This is a genomic window from Terrimonas alba (assembly GCF_042434975.1).
Lineage (GTDB): Bacteria > Bacteroidota > Bacteroidia > Chitinophagales > Chitinophagaceae > Terrimonas_B > Terrimonas_B alba.
Genome location: NZ_JBHMQM010000004.1, coordinates 407846 through 427207, shown reverse-complemented (window position 1 = coordinate 427207; position 19362 = coordinate 407846). Strand labels below are relative to the sequence as shown.

18 protein-coding genes are annotated in these 19362 nt (G+C 42.2%); 9 read left to right on the top strand and 9 right to left on the bottom strand.

The genetic code is table 11. From position 1 onward, the window contains the following. Positions 1-14 precede the first annotated feature (14 nt). Together ACFEL9_RS13760 and ACFEL9_RS13755 are read right to left on the bottom strand one after the other, a co-directional pair. Positions 15-2825 carry a TonB-dependent receptor gene (locus ACFEL9_RS13760; protein ID WP_385890941.1) on the bottom strand — a complete coding sequence of 937 codons (2811 nt, stop codon included), beginning with the start codon at positions 2823-2825 and terminating at the stop codon, positions 15-17. Between the two features lie 272 nt (positions 2826-3097). Continuing rightward, the gene (locus tag ACFEL9_RS13755) at positions 3098-4420 is read right to left on the bottom strand and encodes a putative porin (protein ID WP_385890939.1); all 1323 of its coding nucleotides are present in this window, start codon (positions 4418-4420) and stop codon (positions 3098-3100) included. A 184-nt stretch (positions 4421-4604) separates the two neighbouring features. Between ACFEL9_RS13755 and ACFEL9_RS13750 the strand changes: the two genes are divergently transcribed. The 3 genes from ACFEL9_RS13750 to galE all read left to right on the top strand — a co-directional run bounded on the left by ACFEL9_RS13750 (position 4605) and on the right by galE (position 7698). Beyond that, complete coding sequence (locus ACFEL9_RS13750; protein WP_385890936.1) at positions 4605-5252, top strand: DUF47 domain-containing protein; 648 nt, start codon at positions 4605-4607, stop codon at positions 5250-5252. A gap of 97 nt (positions 5253-5349) precedes the next feature. Beyond that, a complete protein-coding gene (locus ACFEL9_RS13745) occupies positions 5350-6564 on the top strand; it encodes an inorganic phosphate transporter (RefSeq protein ID WP_385890933.1) in 1215 nt (404 codons plus the stop codon). Positions 6565-6642: 78 nt separating this feature from the next. Next, complete coding sequence (gene galE / locus ACFEL9_RS13740; protein WP_385890930.1) at positions 6643-7698, top strand: UDP-glucose 4-epimerase GalE; 1056 nt, start codon at positions 6643-6645, stop codon at positions 7696-7698. 52 nt (positions 7699-7750) lie between these two features. Here galE and ACFEL9_RS13735 read toward each other — a convergent pair whose 3' ends face one another. Then, positions 7751-8215 (bottom strand): YMGG-like glycine zipper-containing protein, encoded by a 465-nt coding sequence (locus ACFEL9_RS13735; RefSeq protein ID WP_385890929.1) that lies wholly within the window; start codon positions 8213-8215, stop codon positions 7751-7753. Between the two features lie 261 nt (positions 8216-8476). On the opposite strand from ACFEL9_RS13735, the gene ACFEL9_RS13730 reads away from it, so the two are divergent. From ACFEL9_RS13730 to ACFEL9_RS13715, 4 genes are all read left to right on the top strand, one after another. After that, positions 8477-9439 (top strand): transketolase family protein, encoded by a 963-nt coding sequence (locus ACFEL9_RS13730; RefSeq protein ID WP_385890928.1) that lies wholly within the window; start codon positions 8477-8479, stop codon positions 9437-9439. Positions 9440-9565: 126 nt separating this feature from the next. Continuing rightward, positions 9566-10117, top strand: coding sequence for an RNA polymerase sigma factor (locus tag ACFEL9_RS13725; protein WP_385890926.1), 552 nt, complete (start codon positions 9566-9568; stop codon positions 10115-10117). 36 nt (positions 10118-10153) lie between these two features. Then, on the top strand, positions 10154-10918 hold the full coding sequence (locus ACFEL9_RS13720; protein ID WP_385890924.1) for a hypothetical protein: 765 nt from the start codon (positions 10154-10156) through the stop codon (positions 10916-10918). Between the two features lies 1 nt (position 10919). Further along, positions 10920-11321, top strand: coding sequence for a hypothetical protein (locus ACFEL9_RS13715; RefSeq protein ID WP_385890921.1), 402 nt, complete (start codon positions 10920-10922; stop codon positions 11319-11321). 76 nt (positions 11322-11397) lie between these two features. Here ACFEL9_RS13715 and ACFEL9_RS13710 read toward each other — a convergent pair whose 3' ends face one another. Continuing rightward, positions 11398-12138 (bottom strand): MBL fold metallo-hydrolase, encoded by a 741-nt coding sequence (locus ACFEL9_RS13710; RefSeq protein WP_385890920.1) that lies wholly within the window; start codon positions 12136-12138, stop codon positions 11398-11400. A 98-nt stretch (positions 12139-12236) separates the two neighbouring features. Between ACFEL9_RS13710 and ACFEL9_RS13705 the strand changes: the two genes are divergently transcribed. Both ACFEL9_RS13705 and ACFEL9_RS13700 read left to right on the top strand, forming a co-directional pair. After that, positions 12237-12470, top strand: a complete 234-nt coding sequence (locus tag ACFEL9_RS13705; protein WP_385890917.1) for a hypothetical protein — start codon at positions 12237-12239, stop codon at positions 12468-12470. Beyond that, entirely contained in the window at positions 12394-12765 is a 372-nt protein-coding gene (locus ACFEL9_RS13700) for a type II toxin-antitoxin system RelE/ParE family toxin (protein ID WP_385890914.1), read from the top strand. Before ACFEL9_RS13705 ends, ACFEL9_RS13700 begins: the two co-directional genes overlap by 77 nt. A 105-nt stretch (positions 12766-12870) precedes the next feature. Here ACFEL9_RS13700 and rodA read toward each other — a convergent pair whose 3' ends face one another. The 5 genes from rodA to ACFEL9_RS13675 all read right to left on the bottom strand — a co-directional run bounded on the left by rodA (position 12871) and on the right by ACFEL9_RS13675 (position 19094). Further along, positions 12871-14205, bottom strand: a complete 1335-nt coding sequence (gene rodA / locus ACFEL9_RS13695; protein ID WP_385890912.1) for a rod shape-determining protein RodA — start codon at positions 14203-14205, stop codon at positions 12871-12873. Further along, entirely contained in the window at positions 14202-16304 is a 2103-nt protein-coding gene (gene mrdA / locus ACFEL9_RS13690; protein WP_385890909.1) for a penicillin-binding protein 2, read from the bottom strand. Before mrdA ends, rodA begins: the two co-directional genes overlap by 4 nt. A 254-nt stretch (positions 16305-16558) precedes the next feature. Further along, a complete protein-coding gene (locus tag ACFEL9_RS13685) occupies positions 16559-17092 on the bottom strand; it encodes a rod shape-determining protein MreD (RefSeq protein WP_385890907.1) in 534 nt (177 codons plus the stop codon). Next, positions 17089-17967 carry a rod shape-determining protein MreC gene (mreC, locus tag ACFEL9_RS13680; RefSeq protein ID WP_385890904.1) on the bottom strand — a complete coding sequence of 293 codons (879 nt, stop codon included), beginning with the start codon at positions 17965-17967 and terminating at the stop codon, positions 17089-17091. The genes ACFEL9_RS13685 and mreC overlap by 4 nt, the downstream gene beginning before the upstream one ends. Before the next feature lie 101 nt (positions 17968-18068). Further along, entirely contained in the window at positions 18069-19094 is a 1026-nt protein-coding gene (locus ACFEL9_RS13675) for a rod shape-determining protein (RefSeq protein WP_276504952.1), read from the bottom strand. Positions 19095-19362: the final 268 nt, after the last annotated feature.

Below are 19362 nucleotides of genomic sequence, written 5' to 3'. Positions count from 1 at the left end.
GGTTGTTGTTAGATTTATTTTTTACTGCCCAAATTAAAGTCGTAGGTAAGGCCCACCGTGATAGTAGAACCGGGCTTATAGGAATTGAACAAGCGGTCGGTTCCGTCTGAAAATGCTTTTTTCTTATCGACATTCTCATAGAAATAGAAAGCCGGGTTTAACAGATCGGCCCAGGTAATTTTAACCTCGCCTTTTTTATTAAATACTTTTTTCGCCAGTTGGAAATCGACCTGGTTGCGGGGACGTTCGTAGATATCCGGGAAACCCAAATCATTGATACCTACCAGTGCCAGGCGTTGTCCTACCCTGTTGTAGAGTAGTGAACCGTTCCAGATCGTGTTTTTACTGTTATATTGTAAACCGGCATTGACCAGGTAAGGAGACTGGCCCTGCAAGGGACGATTCGAAGTGGTAGTACCTGTTGCCCCTGTAGAAGCCAGGGTTACTTTTGAATAGATATAAGTGAGGTTTGCAAAAATGTTGAAGGCGTCGAGATGCTGGCTGATAAAATCCAGGCCTTTTCTTACTTCAAACTCAGCTCCTACAGTGTAGGCACTATTAGCATTGGCGTATTCATAGTTGCGTCTGTCCAATACGCTTGAGGGATTCAAACGTAATTCGATCGGATCATCAAAGTGTTTATAAAAACCACCAATGGTAATTGCTTCGCCACCTTTGGGATACCATTCATAACGGATATCGCCGTTGAGAATGGCGCTTCTTTTCAGATCCGGGTTACCATTCACGGCATAGTTCACTTCATAGTCAAAGAAGGAGAAGGGTGCTATTTCCCTGAACTCGGGTCGGGCTACCGTACGGCTGCCGGAAAGGCGAATGCTTTGTTTGGTGGTTGGAGAAAATGTGAAGTTGAAAGAAGGCAATACATCCCATTTCTCTGTTTCTACTACCACACGTTTTGCACTTACATCTTTTGTGGTCAGAAATTGCTGGAAGTTTTCTACTCTTACACCCCATACCAAACGGAACATATCGCCGAACTTGTTGTCAAACATTCCATACATCCCATTATTAGCGGATGCTGCAAAATATTTATCCTGGTTATTCGTGAAGTCAAGGATCTTGAAACCATCCATGCCCATATTTTCAGCTGCGAAGATCTGATCGTAAGGCAACAGGTTTTTGGATGCATCAAATTGTGATGCATTGGCTGGTTCGTAGCGGAAGATGCGGCTTTTGAAATCACGAACCCTAATGAGGGTTGAACCACCGACCTTCAGCGTTTGCTTATCGCTTCCCAGCGTAAAAGGAATAGAGAGGCTTCCATTAGCACCATAACTAAAATCTTTTAACTCGCTGAAGAAACGGCGGGTGTCATCATCATTTTGCTCAAAAGGATCTGTTGTACCTTTTGACCGGAAATAAGCGGATGTCCTGAGATCAGGTTGTGATTTAGAATTATATGCAAAGTTGCCGTTCCACCTGAGACGAATACCATTATTTGTCAATTGGTGTTCCCCTTCTAACTGGCCGCTGTACAGGGAACGCTGATTCAAAACAGAAGAACGAAATTCGATATCCTGCAGGCGGTCATTGCTCACACCCCTTCTTGTATAATAATTATCTTCTAAGAGCTGGTTGAATAAATTTTTGAACGAGATCTTGTGGCGGCCTTTTACATAGGTAAAGTTTGCCAAAGCTCCTACATTAACGCTGTATTTATTTTGTTCGTCATTCAATTGTACCAACAACTCCCCATCGTCCTGGTGCAATTCCCTCGCTACATTGTACTTAAGCATGCTGTTGCGGTACTGCAAGGAAAGAATGGTTCCAAACGTACCGCCATTTTTTGTTCTTGCACTATTACCCCAGGTAAGACTATAGGATTGCGTAGGCAGAGCCGTTGATTTTTTCTCCGCATATCCGGTATTGCTAAACAGCTTGCTTAATTCAATTTGCTGCTGCACACCGGCAGTGCTTGCACCCAGTGAACGATAAGCCTGTGCCGTTTTTGGAAAGCCTTTTGGCAATGCACGATCACCGTTGTCAAAGCCCATCCAATCCGTACTGTTGCGTTCGTTACTGATAAAATCTTTAAAAGCTGATTGAGTGTTGAAGCCAAAACTTACGCCGACACTCAGGAAATTTTTTGTGGGGACATCTTTTGTATTGATTTGCACCAACCCACCGGCAAACTCACCGGTTAAATCAGGAGATGCTGTTTTATTAATGATGATATTATCAATCAGTGCAGAAGGGATCACATCAAAGGAGAATGCTTTTTTATCAGGCTCTGTGCTGGGGAATTGTGCGTTATTGATGATCGCTGCATTGTACCGGTCGCTCAAACCACGAATGATCACAAACCTGTTGTCCTGGATACTCGCACCACTCACTCTTTTCAAAACCTCACCGGTATTTTTATCCGGTGTTCTTCTGATAAAATCAGAAGCCAAACCGCTTGATAAGGCGATATTATTTTTCTGGAAGCTTAATAAGGCGGCGGTATTTTCCTGGCGGCGGGAAGTAGCTTTTACTACAACTCCTTCGATGTTTTTTGCAGCAATTTCAAGAACAATGTTCAACTCATTGTCCAGGCCAGCTCCGACTTCAATATCATTTACCAGTTTACTGACATAACCAATCGCCGAAAATTCCAGTTCGTATTTTTTATTGGCTGTAAGTGATAAAGAATAGCGACCCTCTACATCGGAAGTGGTTCCACCCTGTGCACCTACTATTTTAATGGATACGCCTGCAACGGGTTCGTTCTTGCCGTTAACAACCTTTCCGGTCAATTTTGTTTGTGCATTAGCAACAGAAAAAAGTACAATAAAGAGAGCAGCCAGTTGTAGCCTTAAACGCATATCAGTAATTTGCTGCAAAGGTGTACTTGTAGTATTACCGCTACGTTACCCGCCGGTTAAAGAATTGTGACCTCAATGTTACCAAAATGTTACCAACCGCCTTACATGGCTGTAAACAAACACTTATGCGGCCAGCCTGTGTTATCTTTTGATTAATACCGGCGAGATATTAAAAATTAATACTATTGAAAACCCCATGTCGGTCGGTACTATACCAAGTAGTATGAATTGGGGTTAATGCCTAAATGGCATAAGAAAGGCATTAGAAAATTTTAAAACCTGAAGTGGATACGGGTGGTAAAAATATTGTCTTTCAGATCCTGGGTGTATCCGGCCAGTTGCGTGGTTTCATTTTTCACGATATCATAATAAAATACCAGTTTGATGTTATCATTGATATGATGAAGAAAGCCGAGGCCGAGGGTCGAAAATTTAATATCGGCCGGGGTAAGGTTGGTTCCGCCTTTGCCCAGATCATCACCGGCCACATCGGTATTAGGATCATACCAATCGTACTTTACAATCAGCTGATTGTTTTTGTCAACGATATTTTGAAGGAACAACAGGAAGGCGCCATCAAAATTTCTTTTATAGGTAGGAAGCGGCAAGCCGTTTAATGAAGGTGTGTCCCCCGGATTTACCGTTGTAGTAGCAGTACCGGGCTGGTGGCCCGCCCAGTATTCAGCCCTAAACTCCGTTTCACCCCAGCCATGTTTGTAAACCGCCTGGATGTCGGCGCCATAATAACGTCGTGGTGCTTTCCCTCCGAGATTGGATGGAGTTGAATCCACTTTAAAATACTTCTCACCATTTGGCAGCGAACTTATTTCGTATTCATATTTCGAACCGTTTCTCCAGCCACCATATAAAAGCGAAAGACCACCACTAATATTCCAGGGTCCCCGCTTTACCGGTTTGAGTGTAAGCCTGCTGATAAAATCTTTATAGCTGTCAAAATCTGTTCGGCCCGACAATCCCTGGCCATTAAAGACACCGGCATCCAGTTTTATGAGCTTATTTTTTGCTTCCCGCCTGAGGGGCTCATAGGTAACCATGGCGCCAAGGTCCCGTTCGGAAGGCATGAGTATCTGCGACATCCTGCCCCGCTCGGGCGCCTCCCTGAACGTTGACGATAAATTAACCTCGTAACCAAAGGGACGTGCAAACATACCCGCCGTCATCGAAAAATTATTTTTTTTGGCCTCATAGATCTTTACAAACATATCCCGCAGGCCAATGGCTCTTTCTGTAGCATCTACCTGGAACGTAAATAATGCTTTGGGATAGTGATCGTCGGTAGCCAGAAAATAGTCGATCTTGACCCTGGCCCGCCTTAGCATAAAACGATTGTTGGAGTAGGGCGCAAAATCGCCGCCATTGTATGATCCGGCTCCTTTGCTTTCGGCCACCTGGAATTGCGGTTGAATATAACCGGTAATACGCAAATTTTCGAAACGTTTCAATACGGGCCTGAGGGTATCCCGCACAAATAACAAGGAGTCAAAGTCTGCCAAATAACGCTGGGAAAAACCATGAATGCTGGCTAAAAAAACAAAAACCAGTAAACCAGAATATCTTAACACCTTGTTTATCATTTCTTAATATTAAAGTAACATTCAATTATTGTGGGGCGCAAGGTACAACTGAAGCATATAAAAGAATTGTTACCTCACTGTTATGTAATTATTATCTCTATATTAAATAATCATTAACTCTGCTTCATTAATCGTTCTATCAAAGGTCAAGCCGGTAATTTCGCAACCAATTTAAAAGCATATTATGGGGCTCAATTCATTCCTGAAAATATTTACACCCAAGAATAAAATCTTCTTCGAGTTGTTTGAAAAAATGGCTGAAAATGGCGCTACCATGGCCTCCAAGTTAAAAGACGTGGTGGCGGAACCCGACTTCGATAAAAGAGCATCACTAATCACCCGGATAGAAGACTTGGAACATGCCAATGATGAGCTCACCCATAATGTATTTACTGAGTTGGGCCGCAATTTTATTACTCCGTTCGACCGGGAGGATATTCACTACCTCGCTACATCCCTGGATGATGTAGCCGATTATATTTACGCTTCTGCGAAAAAAATCAATTTCTACCGTGTCAACCCCAATGATATGGGAATGCAGAAAATGGCGGAACTGATTGAACAGGGAGCCTTGCAGGTGCGGAATGCGGTGCTGGAACTGAGAGACATGAAAAACATGCGCAAAATCACCGAGGCATTGGTAAAGGTGAATAGTATTGAGAACCAGGCAGACGATGTTTTTGACATGAGTATTGAAAGACTCTTTGCCACAGAACCGGATGCGAAAGAAGTGATCAAAAAAAGGGAGATCTACCAGGTGATGGAAATCGCCACCGATAAATGTGAAGATGCCAGCAACGTGATAGAGTCAATCATTATTAAATACTCGTAATAATTTGAAAATTTGAAAATGTGGCAATTTGAAAATTGATCGCATTGCAGAACGTCCATTTTCAAATTTTCAAATCAGTTTATTTTCAAATTAATATATGACCACATTCCTCGTTATCATCATAGCCCTGGCACTGATCTTTGATTTTATAAATGGTTTTCACGATGCTGCCAATTCTATCGCCACTGTTGTTTCTACTAAAGTATTGACGCCTTTCCAGGCAGTAGTATGGGCCGCTGTTTTCAATTTCGCCGCCTTTTTCATCTTTAAAGATCATGGTGTAGCAGATACGGTGGCCAAAACAGTGAGATCAGACGAGATACTGAAAACTGAAATGATGGTAGTAATCTTCTCCGGTTTGATTGCTGCTATTGGCTGGAACCTATTGACATGGTGGTTAGGCATTCCCTCTTCTTCATCGCATACATTGATCGGCGGATTTGCGGGAGCAGCTGTTGCCAGTGCGGGTTTTAGTGCTGTGAATTCAGCTGTAGTGCTTAAAACAGCAGCATTTATTTTATTGGCACCCCTGGTCGGAATGATCATGGCCTTTGTTATTTCACTTTGGTTTATTCATTCTTTCAAGAAGGGCCTGGCACCCAAAATTCTCTCCATTATTGTATTGTTGGGCGTTGGTATATTTTTATATTATAACATTGAAACCAATGTTGACAAAATCAGCAAAGCCACCCATTACAATTCATACGTGAACCAGGTAATCTTTTATTCCAAAAATTTCAAATGGATATTGCTGGCCTTTATCCTGGTGATCATGGCTTGCTTTACATTTTTCCTTAGCACATTGAATGCACACCGGGCAAATGCCTGGTTCAAGCGGCTGCAATTGGTTTCTTCCGCCGCTTTTAGCATTGGTCACGGAGGTAACGATGCGCAAAAAGTAATGGGGATCATCACCGCGGCATTGATTGCCAGCGGAAGTATTTCTGACTTTCACCAAATGCCGGTTTGGGTACCCCTGGCATGTTATACAGCCATAGCCGCCGGAACGATGAGTGGTGGCTGGAAAATTGTAAAAACAATGGGCACCCGGATCACCAAAGTAACCCCTTTTGAAGGGGTCGCGGCAGAAACCGCCGGTGCCATTACACTATTTGTTACCGAAGCTTTGAAAATCCCCGTCAGTACCACGCATACCATCACCGGCTCCATTATTGGTGTAGGCGCCACCAAGCGACTATCGGCAGTAAGATGGGGTGTGACGGTAAACCTTCTTTGGGCCTGGATATTGACCATTCCGGTGAGCGGAGCCCTGGCCGCACTGGTCTATTTCCTCGTTAACCTGTTTATTTAAATCGATTGTCTTTTTTTTCTCTTTCTGAATTGATTCATATTCATCATTTTTGCGTGCAGAAAAAAAGACACTTAAAATATGGCTACCATACTTGTAACCGGCGGATGTGGTTATATCGGCTCACACACCATCGTTGATCTTATTGATAATGGATTTGATGTAATCTCCGTAGACAACAACAGCCGGTCAAACCCGGCCATGTTTGAAGGTGTAGAAAAGATAACCGGTAAAAAGGTAAAAAATTACAAAGTTGATCTCTGCAATTTTGATGACACTTTTGCCATCTTCCAGGAAAATAATGATATCGAAGGCATCATTCATTTTGCTGCTTACAAGGCTGTAGGCGAGTCGGTGGAAAAGCCACTGCTATATTTTGAAAATAACCTGACCTCGCTGATCAATTTATTGAAATGTGTGCAGGAATTTAAAATACCCTATTTCGTTTTTTCTTCCTCCTGTACGGTGTATGGCAATCCTGATCACATACCTGTCACCGAAGAAACACAACCCAAGCCAGCCGAATCACCCTACGGTTATACCAAGCAAATGGGTGAGCAGATCATCAGCGAGTTTGCAAAAAGCGTAGACGTGCAGTGTATCCTGCTTCGCTATTTCAATCCTGTAGGCGCACATCCTTCCAATTTTATCGGTGAGATGCCTATTGGCCGGCCACAAAACCTGGTGCCCGCCATCACGCAAACAGCTATTGGCAAATTGCCCAAGATGACGGTGTATGGCAATGACTATGATACCCGGGATGGGTCCTGCATCCGTGATTTTATCCACGTAAGCGATATCGCCAATGCTCACACCCTTTCGATTCAATATCTGCAGGAAAAAAGGAACGAAAAGCCTTGCGAAGTATTTAATCTTGGAACAGGGAATGGCGTTACTGTTTTGGAAGCCATTCAATCATTTGAAAAAGTAAGCGGGGTAAAATTAAATTACGAAATAGGACCACGCCGTCCGGGTGATGTAATCGCTATTTATGCCAACAATGACTTAGCCAAAACAAAACTGAAGTGGGATCCTAAATTCTCTTTGGATGAAATGATGGCAACTGCGTGGAAATGGGAGCAACGCCTGAAAGCGGATGCAACTATTTTTGGTAGTCAGCAAAACGAGTTGAATTAACCTAAAAAAGCAGCCGGTAAAGCTGCTTTTTTCTTTAAACATTTTAGGAGAGTTACTGACTTGTTTCTCTTTTATACTGGCGGTAGGTACGCCCCTGTTCTACCCGGCCTGATTTGCGGTCGCCAGCCCGGCCGATTGTATAACCTACACCGGCTCCGGCAGCACCACCAATGATAGCGCCACGGGCACGTTTATTTTTATCAAGAATTGCCCCGGTTGCAGCACCAGCCACTCCGCCAATAATGGCTCCCTTAGCAGCTTTGCTCAAACCTTGCGGCTTTTCGGGGGCTTTGGCTGAATTAGATGTTGCGGAACTATAACTTTCGGACTGGGTGGCCTGTGCAGCGGCAGCTCTTTCTGCTGCTTGCTTTTTCTCAGCTTCAACCTTTGCAATGCTGTCAGTGATCGCTACTCTGCGAAGACTATCCTGAAGAGCAGTTTCCGATGCTGTCTCCGTTCTACTTTTACAGGAAGCGATTATCCCAACAAAGGCAAGAGAATAAATTAATTTTTTCATCATCAATTTTTTAAATCTACAATAAGCCCAAATAGGCATTTTATGGGGCGATTATTCAAGAAAAGGGCCAAAATTAAATTCACCGGTTAAAATTGAACATATTCGGCAGCTTTAACTGGTTATTACGAGAAAACGTTCGTTAAAAATTTGGAATTATACTCAGCTACGAAAAAAGGTATGCAGAAAATATATATCAAGTCGCTTTTTGCCATAGCGGTTTAAACCTGCTTTGCCTTACATTTGCCAAGCTAAAAAAAAATTATGCTTTTAAAAGATATTCAATCGACCGGTAATAAGGATACACGCAGTGGTTTTGGAGATGGTATTGTAGAAGCCGGCCGTAAAAATTCAAACGTCGTAGCACTTACAGCCGATCTTGCCGGTTCATTAAAATTGAATCAATTCATTAAAGAATTTCCGGAACGTTTTATACAGGTTGGTATTGCCGAGGCGAATATGATTGGCATTGGAGCGGGTTTAACTATCGGCGGTAAAATTCCCTTTACTACCACCTTTGCCAACTTTTCTACAGGTCGTGTATATGATCAAATACGCCAGTCTGTGGCTTATAGCGGAAAGAATGTAAAAATTTGTGCTTCTCATGCCGGTCTTACATTAGGTGAAGACGGCGCTACACACCAGATCCTGGAAGATATTGGACTGATGAAAATGTTGCCGGGCATGACAGTGATCGTTCCCTGCGATTATGCACAAACAAAAGCAGCTACCCAAGCGATAGCCGAATATGAAGGCCCCGTTTATCTTCGTTTTGGCCGCCCGGTATGGCCCATTTTTACTAAAGAAGAAGATTTTAAAATTGGTAAAGCACAATATTTTTCAGAAGGAACTGATGTAAGCATTTTTGCCTGCGGACATATGGTTTGGCTGGCTATTCAAGCTGGAGCTATTTTACAGGAAAAGGGTATCAGCGTTGAAGTGATCAATATTCACACCATCAAACCACTGGATGAAGAAGCTGTGATCAAATCGATCAGCAAAACAAAATGTGCCGTTACCGCTGAAGAGCATAATATTATTGGTGGCCTCGGAGATGCCATTGCACAATGTGCGGCGAAAAATCTTCCTATACCCATTGAATATGTAGGTACAAAAGATACATTTGGCGAAAGCGGAAAACCGACAGACCTGTTAAAAAAATATGGACTTGATGTACCGGATATTGTAGCGGCAGCAGAAAAAGCAATAGCCAGGAAAAAGAATTAATAACGGCATTTAAAAATTGCATAAGCAGGTTCATTTCCAACGTGAACCTGCTTTTATTATTTTAAAAGTATATTCGTTTAAACATTTTAACCAGATATCCGTCAAACCAACACCAAAGTCAATAACATGTCGCTAACCGCACCAGATACTGAGTTATTAATTCAGTTTCGTGACCCTGTTACGAAAGAAAGAGCTTTTACCACCATTATAAAGAAGTACCAGGAAAAATTGTACTGGCATATTCGCCGGATGGTGGTAGACCATGACGACGCCAACGATGTATTGCAGAATGTGTTTATACGTGTGTGGAAGGGATTGGAGAATTTCAGGGAAGACAGCCAGTTGTACACCTGGCTATATCGAATCGCTACCAATGAATGCCTGACCTTTTTGGAACAGCAAAAAAGGCGAACAGCTGTAAGTCTTAGTGATGTGGAGAATGGGCTGAGTGAAAAAATAAAGGCCGACCAGCATTTCGATGCCAATAAACTGGAATGGAAACTGCAATTGGGCATGCAGCAGTTACCTGAAAAACAAAGAATTGTATTCCAGTTGCGCTATTATGATGAAATGCCGTACGAAGAGATGAGTAAGGTTTTGGAAACCAGCGAAGGAGCTTTAAAAGCCAGTTATCACCATGCGGTCAAAAAAATTGAAGAATATATCAAAAATCATTAAACCTAATTGCGCAAATAGCGTCTCAGTACTATCGCAATGGCACAAAAAGCTACCATATTAAATGAGCTGAAAGAGCTGAACAGTAGCCTGGCTGACGCTGGCTTGCTGCCGGCTTATAGCGTTCCGGCCGGATATTTTGAAGCTTTTCCCGGTGAAGTAATGAGGAGAATAAAAGCTCTTGATGCAGCTGACGATCCCATGGAAGAGTTGGCAGCCTTATCTCCTTTATTGAGCGGACTTTCTAAAAAAATGCCTCATGCTGTTCCGGCAGGGTATTTTGAATCGCTGAGTAAATCATTGGAACAAAATATTGAAACGGCAGAGAATGCAGCACTGGAGTTAGAAACTATTTCTCCATTGCTGAGCGAACTAAAATATAAATCAACCTATACGGTACCCCAAGAGTATTTTGAAAATTTTCCCGAAGCAATGGTTAAAAAGGTAACCGGCAGGGAAACTAAGGTTGTCGGTATGGGTGGACGGAAGTGGTTTCGGTATGCGGCTGCAGCCGTAATGATTGGTTTTTTGGCAACGACAGGACTTTTATTTTTCAATAAGCAAGATACTGCAACACCTACTTCACAGGATTTGGTAAAGAAGATGATGAAAAAGGTTAGCACAGATGAAATCAATAGTTTTATCGAATCCAGCATAGAAACTGCCGTGGTGGCCCAGGTACCCACCACCAATGAAGTAAAGAGTTTGATGAAAGATGTTTCCGATAAAGAGATACAGGATTTTTTAACCGATACCCAATCAGCTGAGCCGGATAATGGCGATGATGATCTAATATTGAATTAAGATGAAAACTTTTTTACTCATAGTAAGTTTATTCTTTGTTACCGGCACCAGTCTTTTTGCGCAGGACGATGACAACGATGGTAATGAAAAGATTCGTGACCGGATGAATGAATACATTCAGAAGCGGCTGAATCTTTCCAATGATGAAGCAAAAAAATTCACACCGATCTTTTTACAATATTTCAAAGAGTGGCGTCAAACGCTGCGGGACAACAAAGGAGACAGGTTGGTATTGCAACAAAAGATCGTAGACCTGCGATTGCGGTACCGCACCCAATTTCGTGAGATACTGGGAGAGCAAAGGGGTAACCAGGTATTTGGTCACCAGGAAAAATTTATAAAGGAATTGCGGGATCTCCGGCGGGACAGGCTTGGCGACAAGCCGTTAAAGCGGGGGTTATAAACTTATATAGCGAAGTTTTTCGACTTTGGTGTTTTTAATAGGTTAGCAAGGCCGGTTCTTTTCAGAATCGGCCATTTTATGAAAACTTGTGTATAGGATGTTTCACATCATGATAAAAAAGGAAGGTCCATTTTTCCGCAGCTCCCTGTTCCCACCACTGTCTTCGCAGCTCCATCGCTTTTTTTCCATCAAAATCATACTTTGCCACATAGCGATGCTTCATTTGTTGTAATTGCGGCGCATCATCGGCACCAAAGAAAATAAGCTCATCATTTTCTCTTATCCAAAACACCTGGTGAAACGGCGAATGTGCTCCCGTGATTTTGTACTCAATATAATCATCTATTTTTCCTTCACTGTGATGCAACCATTCAACCCGGCCACAGGTTTGCAACACTTTCAATTCATCAGGAATAAATGATGGCAATCCTTTTTCCATTGCAAAGTCCAACTCCCTTTTTTGTACATAATACGTAGCATTTGGAAAACAAGTGATGCTCCGGTTCCTATCCTCAGCGATACCGCCCGCATGATCCTTATGTAAATGACTCATCAACACCTTAGTGATATCAGAAGGATTAATGCCAGCATTGGCCAAATTCTTATGTATTTGCATTTGACCGTCAGCATTGGAGAACCCAAGGCCGGTATCGAGCAGTAAAATGTCTTTGCCCGTAATGACGACAAATGGTTGCACTTCTACCAACAGGCTGCCGGTTGGCCGCCCCTGCAAATCCTCTGTTTGTTTATCGAAAGGAACAAACAGTTTTGTTTTATCTATCGTGAATGTGCCTTCTGAAAGCGGAAGTATTGTCATAGAGAGTTAAAAGGTCGTAAAATTAGATTTATTCCAAACTGGTTGTAGTTTTAATTCCTAAATTAATAAAGTAAATTTGTAACAAACATGAGTTTTCTATGGCAATCTCAACAATAGACAAAGAATTGATAAAGTATTTTGCCCAAATGGATGAACCGCAGAAGAAATCACTCCTTGAAATGATAAAAACATTTTTAGCATCGGGTCATGAAGTAATGGAAAGCGTTAGTGTTGAGCAGTACAAGCGGGAATTAGATGAAGCAATGGAGCGGATCAGCAAAGGACAATTTACCACATTGGAAGAACTGGAAAAGGAAATGCAAACATGGTAAAAGCCAGCGGAGGGTTGTAATCGAGAATGAAGCAAAACTTCAACTCCGCAAGACCTATAACTATATTAAAAGGGACTCTTTACAAAATGCAGAAAAAGTAAGGAGCAAGATACTAGCTTCAATAAAAGAGCTTATTAAAAATGCAAAAAGGCATCCCGCCGATAAATATCGGGTGCATAAAGACATTTCATACAGGGCTTATGAAATATATAAATACAGAATTACCTATCAGTTTTCCAACACCCAAAGAGTGATTCGTGTCCGTCATTCCAAAATGAATCCGTTAGAATATTAAGAATTTCATCATCCTCCTGCAGATATTAATTATCCCACTTATGCATCTATAATCGGTTTGCATGAGATATGTTATCCGGACAGGATAGAAAGATTCAATCATCCATTATCGCAATACCATCTGCCGGTCAGCATCCAGCCTGATCAAAATAAAAAGAAGTATGGTAAAAGTAAGCAGCGATGTACCTCCATAGCTGATGAAAGGAAGCGGAATACCGATTACCGGGGCCAGGCCAATCGTCATGGCCACATTGATACCGATATGAAAAAAGAAAACAGCAGCCACTCCGTATGCATAGCAGCGACTGAAAACACTGCGTTGTCTTTCTGCAATAGTGATCATCCGGAATAATAGAAAAAGATAAATACCGAGTAAAACAAAACTGCCGACAAAACCAAAACCCTCACCAATGGTATCAAAAATAAAATCAGTGCGTTGTTCCGGTACAAATCCATACCTGGTTTGTGTTCCTTTTAATAGTCCTTTGCCGGCGAGGCCACCACTACCAATTGCTATTTTCGATTGCTTTACATTATAGTCAGCCGTATTGACCGCCTTTTTCCCCGGAGCAACGGACTCTCCTTTCATATACTCTTCCGGTACATCCCGGCCAATAGTGCTATAAATTCTCTCCACCTGGTGTTTGGCCAAAACATTTTTAAAAATCAATGGAACACCAAATCGTTGTATGCCCACACATATCACCCAAAGCACTGCGATTTTAATCAGCACAGATTTGTCTTTTTTTACCTGCCTGCGCATCAGGTAAACCATTAACAAGGCAATACCGGTGAGAATAAGAGCCAGCGTATTTTTTTCCAGCAACAGGGTGGCAACTACCAAAGCAGCTACTGCAAATCCAATGATAAGAACCGCGGAAGGAAGACCTTCACGATACATAACCAAAAAAAACGCAAAAAACACGAGGGCAAGACCCGTTTCTTTTTGCAGTATGGTCAATAAAGCCGGCACAAGCGCAATAGCTGCAGCAATTAATTGTGATCTTGTCTTGCTGAAATCTGTTTCCGGCCTTGATAAATATTTGGCCAATGCCAGGGCTACGCAAATCTTACAAAATTCGGCGGGCTGAAACTGAAAGCCGCCAAAGCGAATAATCGATTCCGTTCCCTTCACTTTCGAGTGAAACGGAAATACCAAGAGCAATAACAATATACCTGCAGCATACCAAAGGTTAGCAGTAGCCGGAAAGAATTTACTATCGGTAAGCAAAATAAAAAGACCAAGGACCATAGCAACACCAAAAAAATACAGTTGCTTACTGTAGTCAGTCTTATAACCAATAAAACTTTGAAATATGGGATCGCCTTCCTTGTAGGTAGCGCCGAATATCGCCATGATGCCAATACTCACCAGCAACAGGTATATCCAGACAATGCTCCAATCGATTCCTTTTGATATAGCGGGATTATTCTGCCTCATGAAGTGATGAAGAAATAGGATCTTGGTTTATACAATAGTTTTTCATTGGTTAAGACGGCAACAGCCGATGCGAAATCGGTTGCCTTTGAAGGCTCTTCTTTTTTGTCCAAAGGCAGCTTATTCAAATTGAGCTTTACATATTTTTTGATATAGGAACTGTCTTTTGTCATTTGGAACCATTTGCGGGCACGGATAGAGTCTTCTTTGTACTGCAGGCGTTTTAAATGCTTAGGCATTTTGTTCGTAGTAGACACCCGTTCATAATCCGCCTTGCTTTCTTTAGTTAATGTATCATTTAAATATTTTTCGATCATGACCCTTGCAATTGGTCCACCCCAGGTACCACCATACCCTGCATTTTCAACTACGACTGCTATAGCAATTTTTGGATCTTCCTTCGGAGCAAATGCCACAAACATGGCATTGTCTTCCAATTTTATCCGCTGGCCATCGAGTATTGCATATTTTTCAGCCGTACCTGTTTTGGCACAAATATTTATACCGGGTATCCTCACACTCCTGGCCGTACCCTGGGTTACCACCGCCTCCATTCCATCCATCACTGCATTAAAAGCATCATCAGAGATATGGGTCAGCACTTCATGTTTGACCCTGTACTTGTTCATCAATGCCGTGTCTGCTTCTGTTTCGCCATCTATTTTCCGCACAAAATGTGGTGTATAATAATAACCCCTGTTAGCGATGATACACATGGCATTTGCCAATTGCAAAGGAGTCGCTCCCATTTTATCTTGTCCGATACCTAACGTAAGATTGGTACATGAACTCCAGCTTCCCCTATACTCTTTGTTATAAACTGAGGTATCCGGTATAAAACCCTTGTCCTCGCTTGGAAGGTCAACGCCTAATTTCGTGCCCAATCCAAAGGCATTCATGTACTCTTTCCACTTCATATAGCCATTTTTCACATTGCCATACTTAGGATTATCCGCCTCCATCCTGTATAAATGAGTGAAATATGAGTTGCAGGAATAAGCGATCGCTGAACGCAAATTAGCAGAATGGCCACCGCCAGAGTGCAAGCATGCAGGCTTACCACTACTACAACCTGTATATCTTCCAAAACATGGATAGCCAAAGGATGGTGTTATTAACCCCTCATCCAGGGCCACTAATGCTCCCAGTGGTTTAAAAGTAGAACCTGGTTCGTAACGACCCTGTATAGCCCTGTTCAATAAAGGACCTGCTACATCCAACACCAGGCGGGAGTAATTTTTGTTTTTATCGGGACCCGTTAAATCGTTTGGATTGAAAATGGGACCAGAAGCCATCGCTAATATGCCGCCTGTTTTAGGCTCGATGGCCACAACTGCACCTACTTTGTCTGTCATCATTTTTTCCGCTATTTCCTGCAGTTCAATATCCAGGTAGGTTTGCAATCCCCGGCCGGCAATAGCAGCTGTATCAAAAATTCCATTTTCATAACTTCCTACCAGGCGGTTGTGATTGTCTTTTATCAAATGCTGAACACCCCGCTGACCCATCAATACTTTTTCATAAGTGGCTTCCAATCCATTTTTACCCATGTAATCCCCCATTCGATAAAAATCGCCGGAACGTTCGATGTCATTGGCTGAAACTTCGTTAATATAACCCAGCATTTGTGCAGCGACATTATAAGGATACACCCGTATCGGTCGCTCTACCAATGCAAAGCCCGGAAAGCGCCAGCTGTTTTCTTCAAATCTTGCCTGCATTTGCGGTGTAAGTAACGCCTGGAACACGGAAGGCCTAACAGCTTTATTCTTAAAAATAGCATCCCGTATTCTACGGTTAAATTCCGCTGTGTCAATCGCCATCAGGCGGCAAAAAGAAGTAGTATCAAAATTCTTTACCTCCGCCGGTGTAACCATCAGGTCAAACATAATAGCATTGTTCAGAATAGCTTTTCCTTTCCTGTCATAAATGATCCCTCTCTCCGGGTAAACGATTTTTGGAAAAACAGCATTATCCATCGCCAGCTTGCTGTACTTACCTGACATTACCTGGAGATTGAATAATTGCGCTATTATGATAAGAAAAGCCAGCAGGAATATTAAACGAATGATACGGCTTCTTGATTGGTTAAACACAGACATGGCGTACGTACAAATATAAACGGGAGAGAAAAATACAATACAAAGTACGAACTACAAACGCCTGTTTCCAAATGTTTGCAGTATAATATTTTCTTTTAAGAAAGAGCTGGCGGGTAAATTTTCACTTTTTTAACATTGTAATGAAAATTTGCTTTCACCACAATGTTTTTACCGGAGCTTAAATGTAAATATCCAGGAAAATTTTCCAGGGAATTTTGACCAATTCAAAGTGGACAACGCTGGCAAGATTTGAGCTATGCCGTGTTGGTGCGGAACTTCATTCTTCTGGGAAAAAGCAACTCTGTTGTAATGATGAGCAACATGCTGATCGCGGTAGTGGCAACTACTTTGATCAGGAAATGCAAAAACGAACCAAAAGATAACCACTCTAATAAGGTCAGGTACCCATGATGAAATATGGTTAATACCAATGCATACACGAGGTAAGGTGTCCAACCCATAGCTCTTGGTGAAGGCTCACGATAATTAAATTCAGTTGGGTCTTTTGGTGTAAGAATATTGATGACAAAGGGACGGAAATAAGCCACTAAAACACAAGCGGCGGCGTGAAGACCCGGCGTCATAGTGAAAAAGTCCAACGCCATACCAGTCATAAAGCCGATGGTCAGCAGTCCAATTCTTGAAATGCTAAACGGCAACCATAACAGGAATAGAAAATAAATGTAGGGCACAATAAACTGGTGAAGATGCGGAACTTTATTCAGCACATACACCTGTACCAATATAAAGATGGCAAAGCGGATGATATTGCGTAAAAGATCACTCACCGGTTTATTCGTTTAGGGTCTTCAATTTTTTTCTTTGTTTCAGCATTCAGTTGTGTTTGTTCTGCTTCCTGGATATTTTCCACCACCATTACCTGTTGCAGGTTTTGAAAATTAGCGGCGGTTTTTATCTTTAATACATAAAAATTGGTAGAGGGGTCGGGAATGATTTCCGCGACTGTTCCAACCAAATGACCCGGAGGAAAGCTCAGGGAATAATTACCCGTCAGGATCGTGTCACCTTTTACCAATGAATCACTTTTGGGAATACTACTTAAAGTCAGGTAGCGGGGATCTTTTCCATCCCAGGATAATGTGCCTGAACTGTTGGATTTTTTTACCAGGACATTCACCTTATTCTGCACATGCAGCAGACTCATCACCTGGCTGAAGTTCGGGCTAACATTTACTACCTGACCTACCAGGCCGCCATCTGAACTAAATACACCCATATTATCGCGGACTCCCTGGTTGTAACCACGGTTGATCTGCACATAATTTTTTTCACTATTCACGGTGTTATACATCACCTGCGCATCTCTCCATGCATAATGACGAAAGTTGCCCAATGTATCATAAGGAATCGTGTCCTTTATTATGTTGGCAGATGTATCGAGTTTGCTGAAGTTACCAGGCAGAAGGTTCATCAGCGAGTCGTTCATTTTTAACAACCGCCTGTTCTCTTCCTTCATTTTAAAAAAATCCTCCAGCGTATTGTAACGGGAGTTGAACCAGCCGGTGGCTTCATTGGCGACGCCTAAACCTTTTGCCTTGTGAAAGCGATTATAGGTAAACAAAAACCATAAGGCTATTCCCTGCAGAACAAGGAAGACGAAGAGGGTAAAAAAACGTCGAATGAAAAGAAATATATTACGCAACTGCTAAAGTTTGAGGTCAGACGTCAGATGTCGGACACCAGAAGTCAACCATTCATTCATTTACTTTTTCCGGCTTCCGTTCTCCAACTTCATTCTTAGTGTTATCTCATTACAAATGGATACCTGTCGTAGTGCTTTAAAGCAATACCCGTACCACGAACCACACTTTTCAGCGGATCGTCGGCTACATGCACCGGAAGTTTGATTTTTTGGCTTAATCTTTTGTCAAGACCTCTTAACAAGGCACCGCCACCTGTCAGATACAGGCCGCGGCGGTAGATATCGCCGGCTAATTCGGGAGGTGTTTGTTCCAGTGCTTTTAAGATTGCTTCTTCTATTTTAAAGATACTTTTATCCAAGGCTTCAGCTATTTCCTGGTAGCTAACCATAATTTGCTTAGGAATACCTGTAACCAGGTCACGTCCATTAACAGGAATATCATCCGGCGGATTATCGAGGTCTTTCATCGCCGAGCCTACCTGTATTTTGATCTGCTCTGCTGTACGTTCACCAATTAATAAGCTATGATAACGGCGAAGAGCCTCCATAATGTCTGCAGTAAATTCATCACCGGCAATGCGGATTGACTGGTCACAAACAATACCCGCCAAAGCAATGACAGTAATACCGGTAGTACCACCACCAATGTCGATGATCATGTTACCGACCGGTTCCTCTACATCGATGCCAATACCCAGGGCAGCAGCCATCGGTTCATGTAAGAGATAAACCTCTTTGGCTCCGGCTTGCTCAGCACTATCTCTTACGGCACGTTTTTCAACTTCAGTGATGGAAGAGGGAATACAAATCATCATTCTCCAACTGGGGGGAAATAATGGCTTTTTGGGATAAACGAGTTTTATCAGTTCCCTGATCATCAACTCAGCTGCATTGAAATCAGCAATTACACCATCCTTTAGCGGACGAACTGTACGGATGCTTTCATGGGTTTTTTCATGCATCATCAAGGCTCTTTTGCCTACCGCCAATACATCCTTGGGATTATTTCTGTTTAGGGCCACAATGCTCGGCTCATTCACTACCACTTCATCATTATGTATAATCAGGGTATTAGCAGTACCCAGGTCCATTGCTATTTCTTGTGTAAACCAGTTGAAAAGTCCCATTCTATATTATTGGATTAAATGTGTGCAAAGTTGTAGGAATAATTCGAATTATCAAAGCGAAGCCTTTACAGGCAAGATTTCCCCGGCGAACACAAAATTAAGTGACGGTATTCATTTGCACAGTATAATCTGTCGGCAGTGGCTTTTCAAAAATTCTTACTGATAAGTAACGGGTTTTATCCGATTCTATTATAACGGACTTTACTTTTTTATTGCATCAATTTTACGCAGGTCTTGAGAGTATACTTACGCTAACCACCTGATTTCT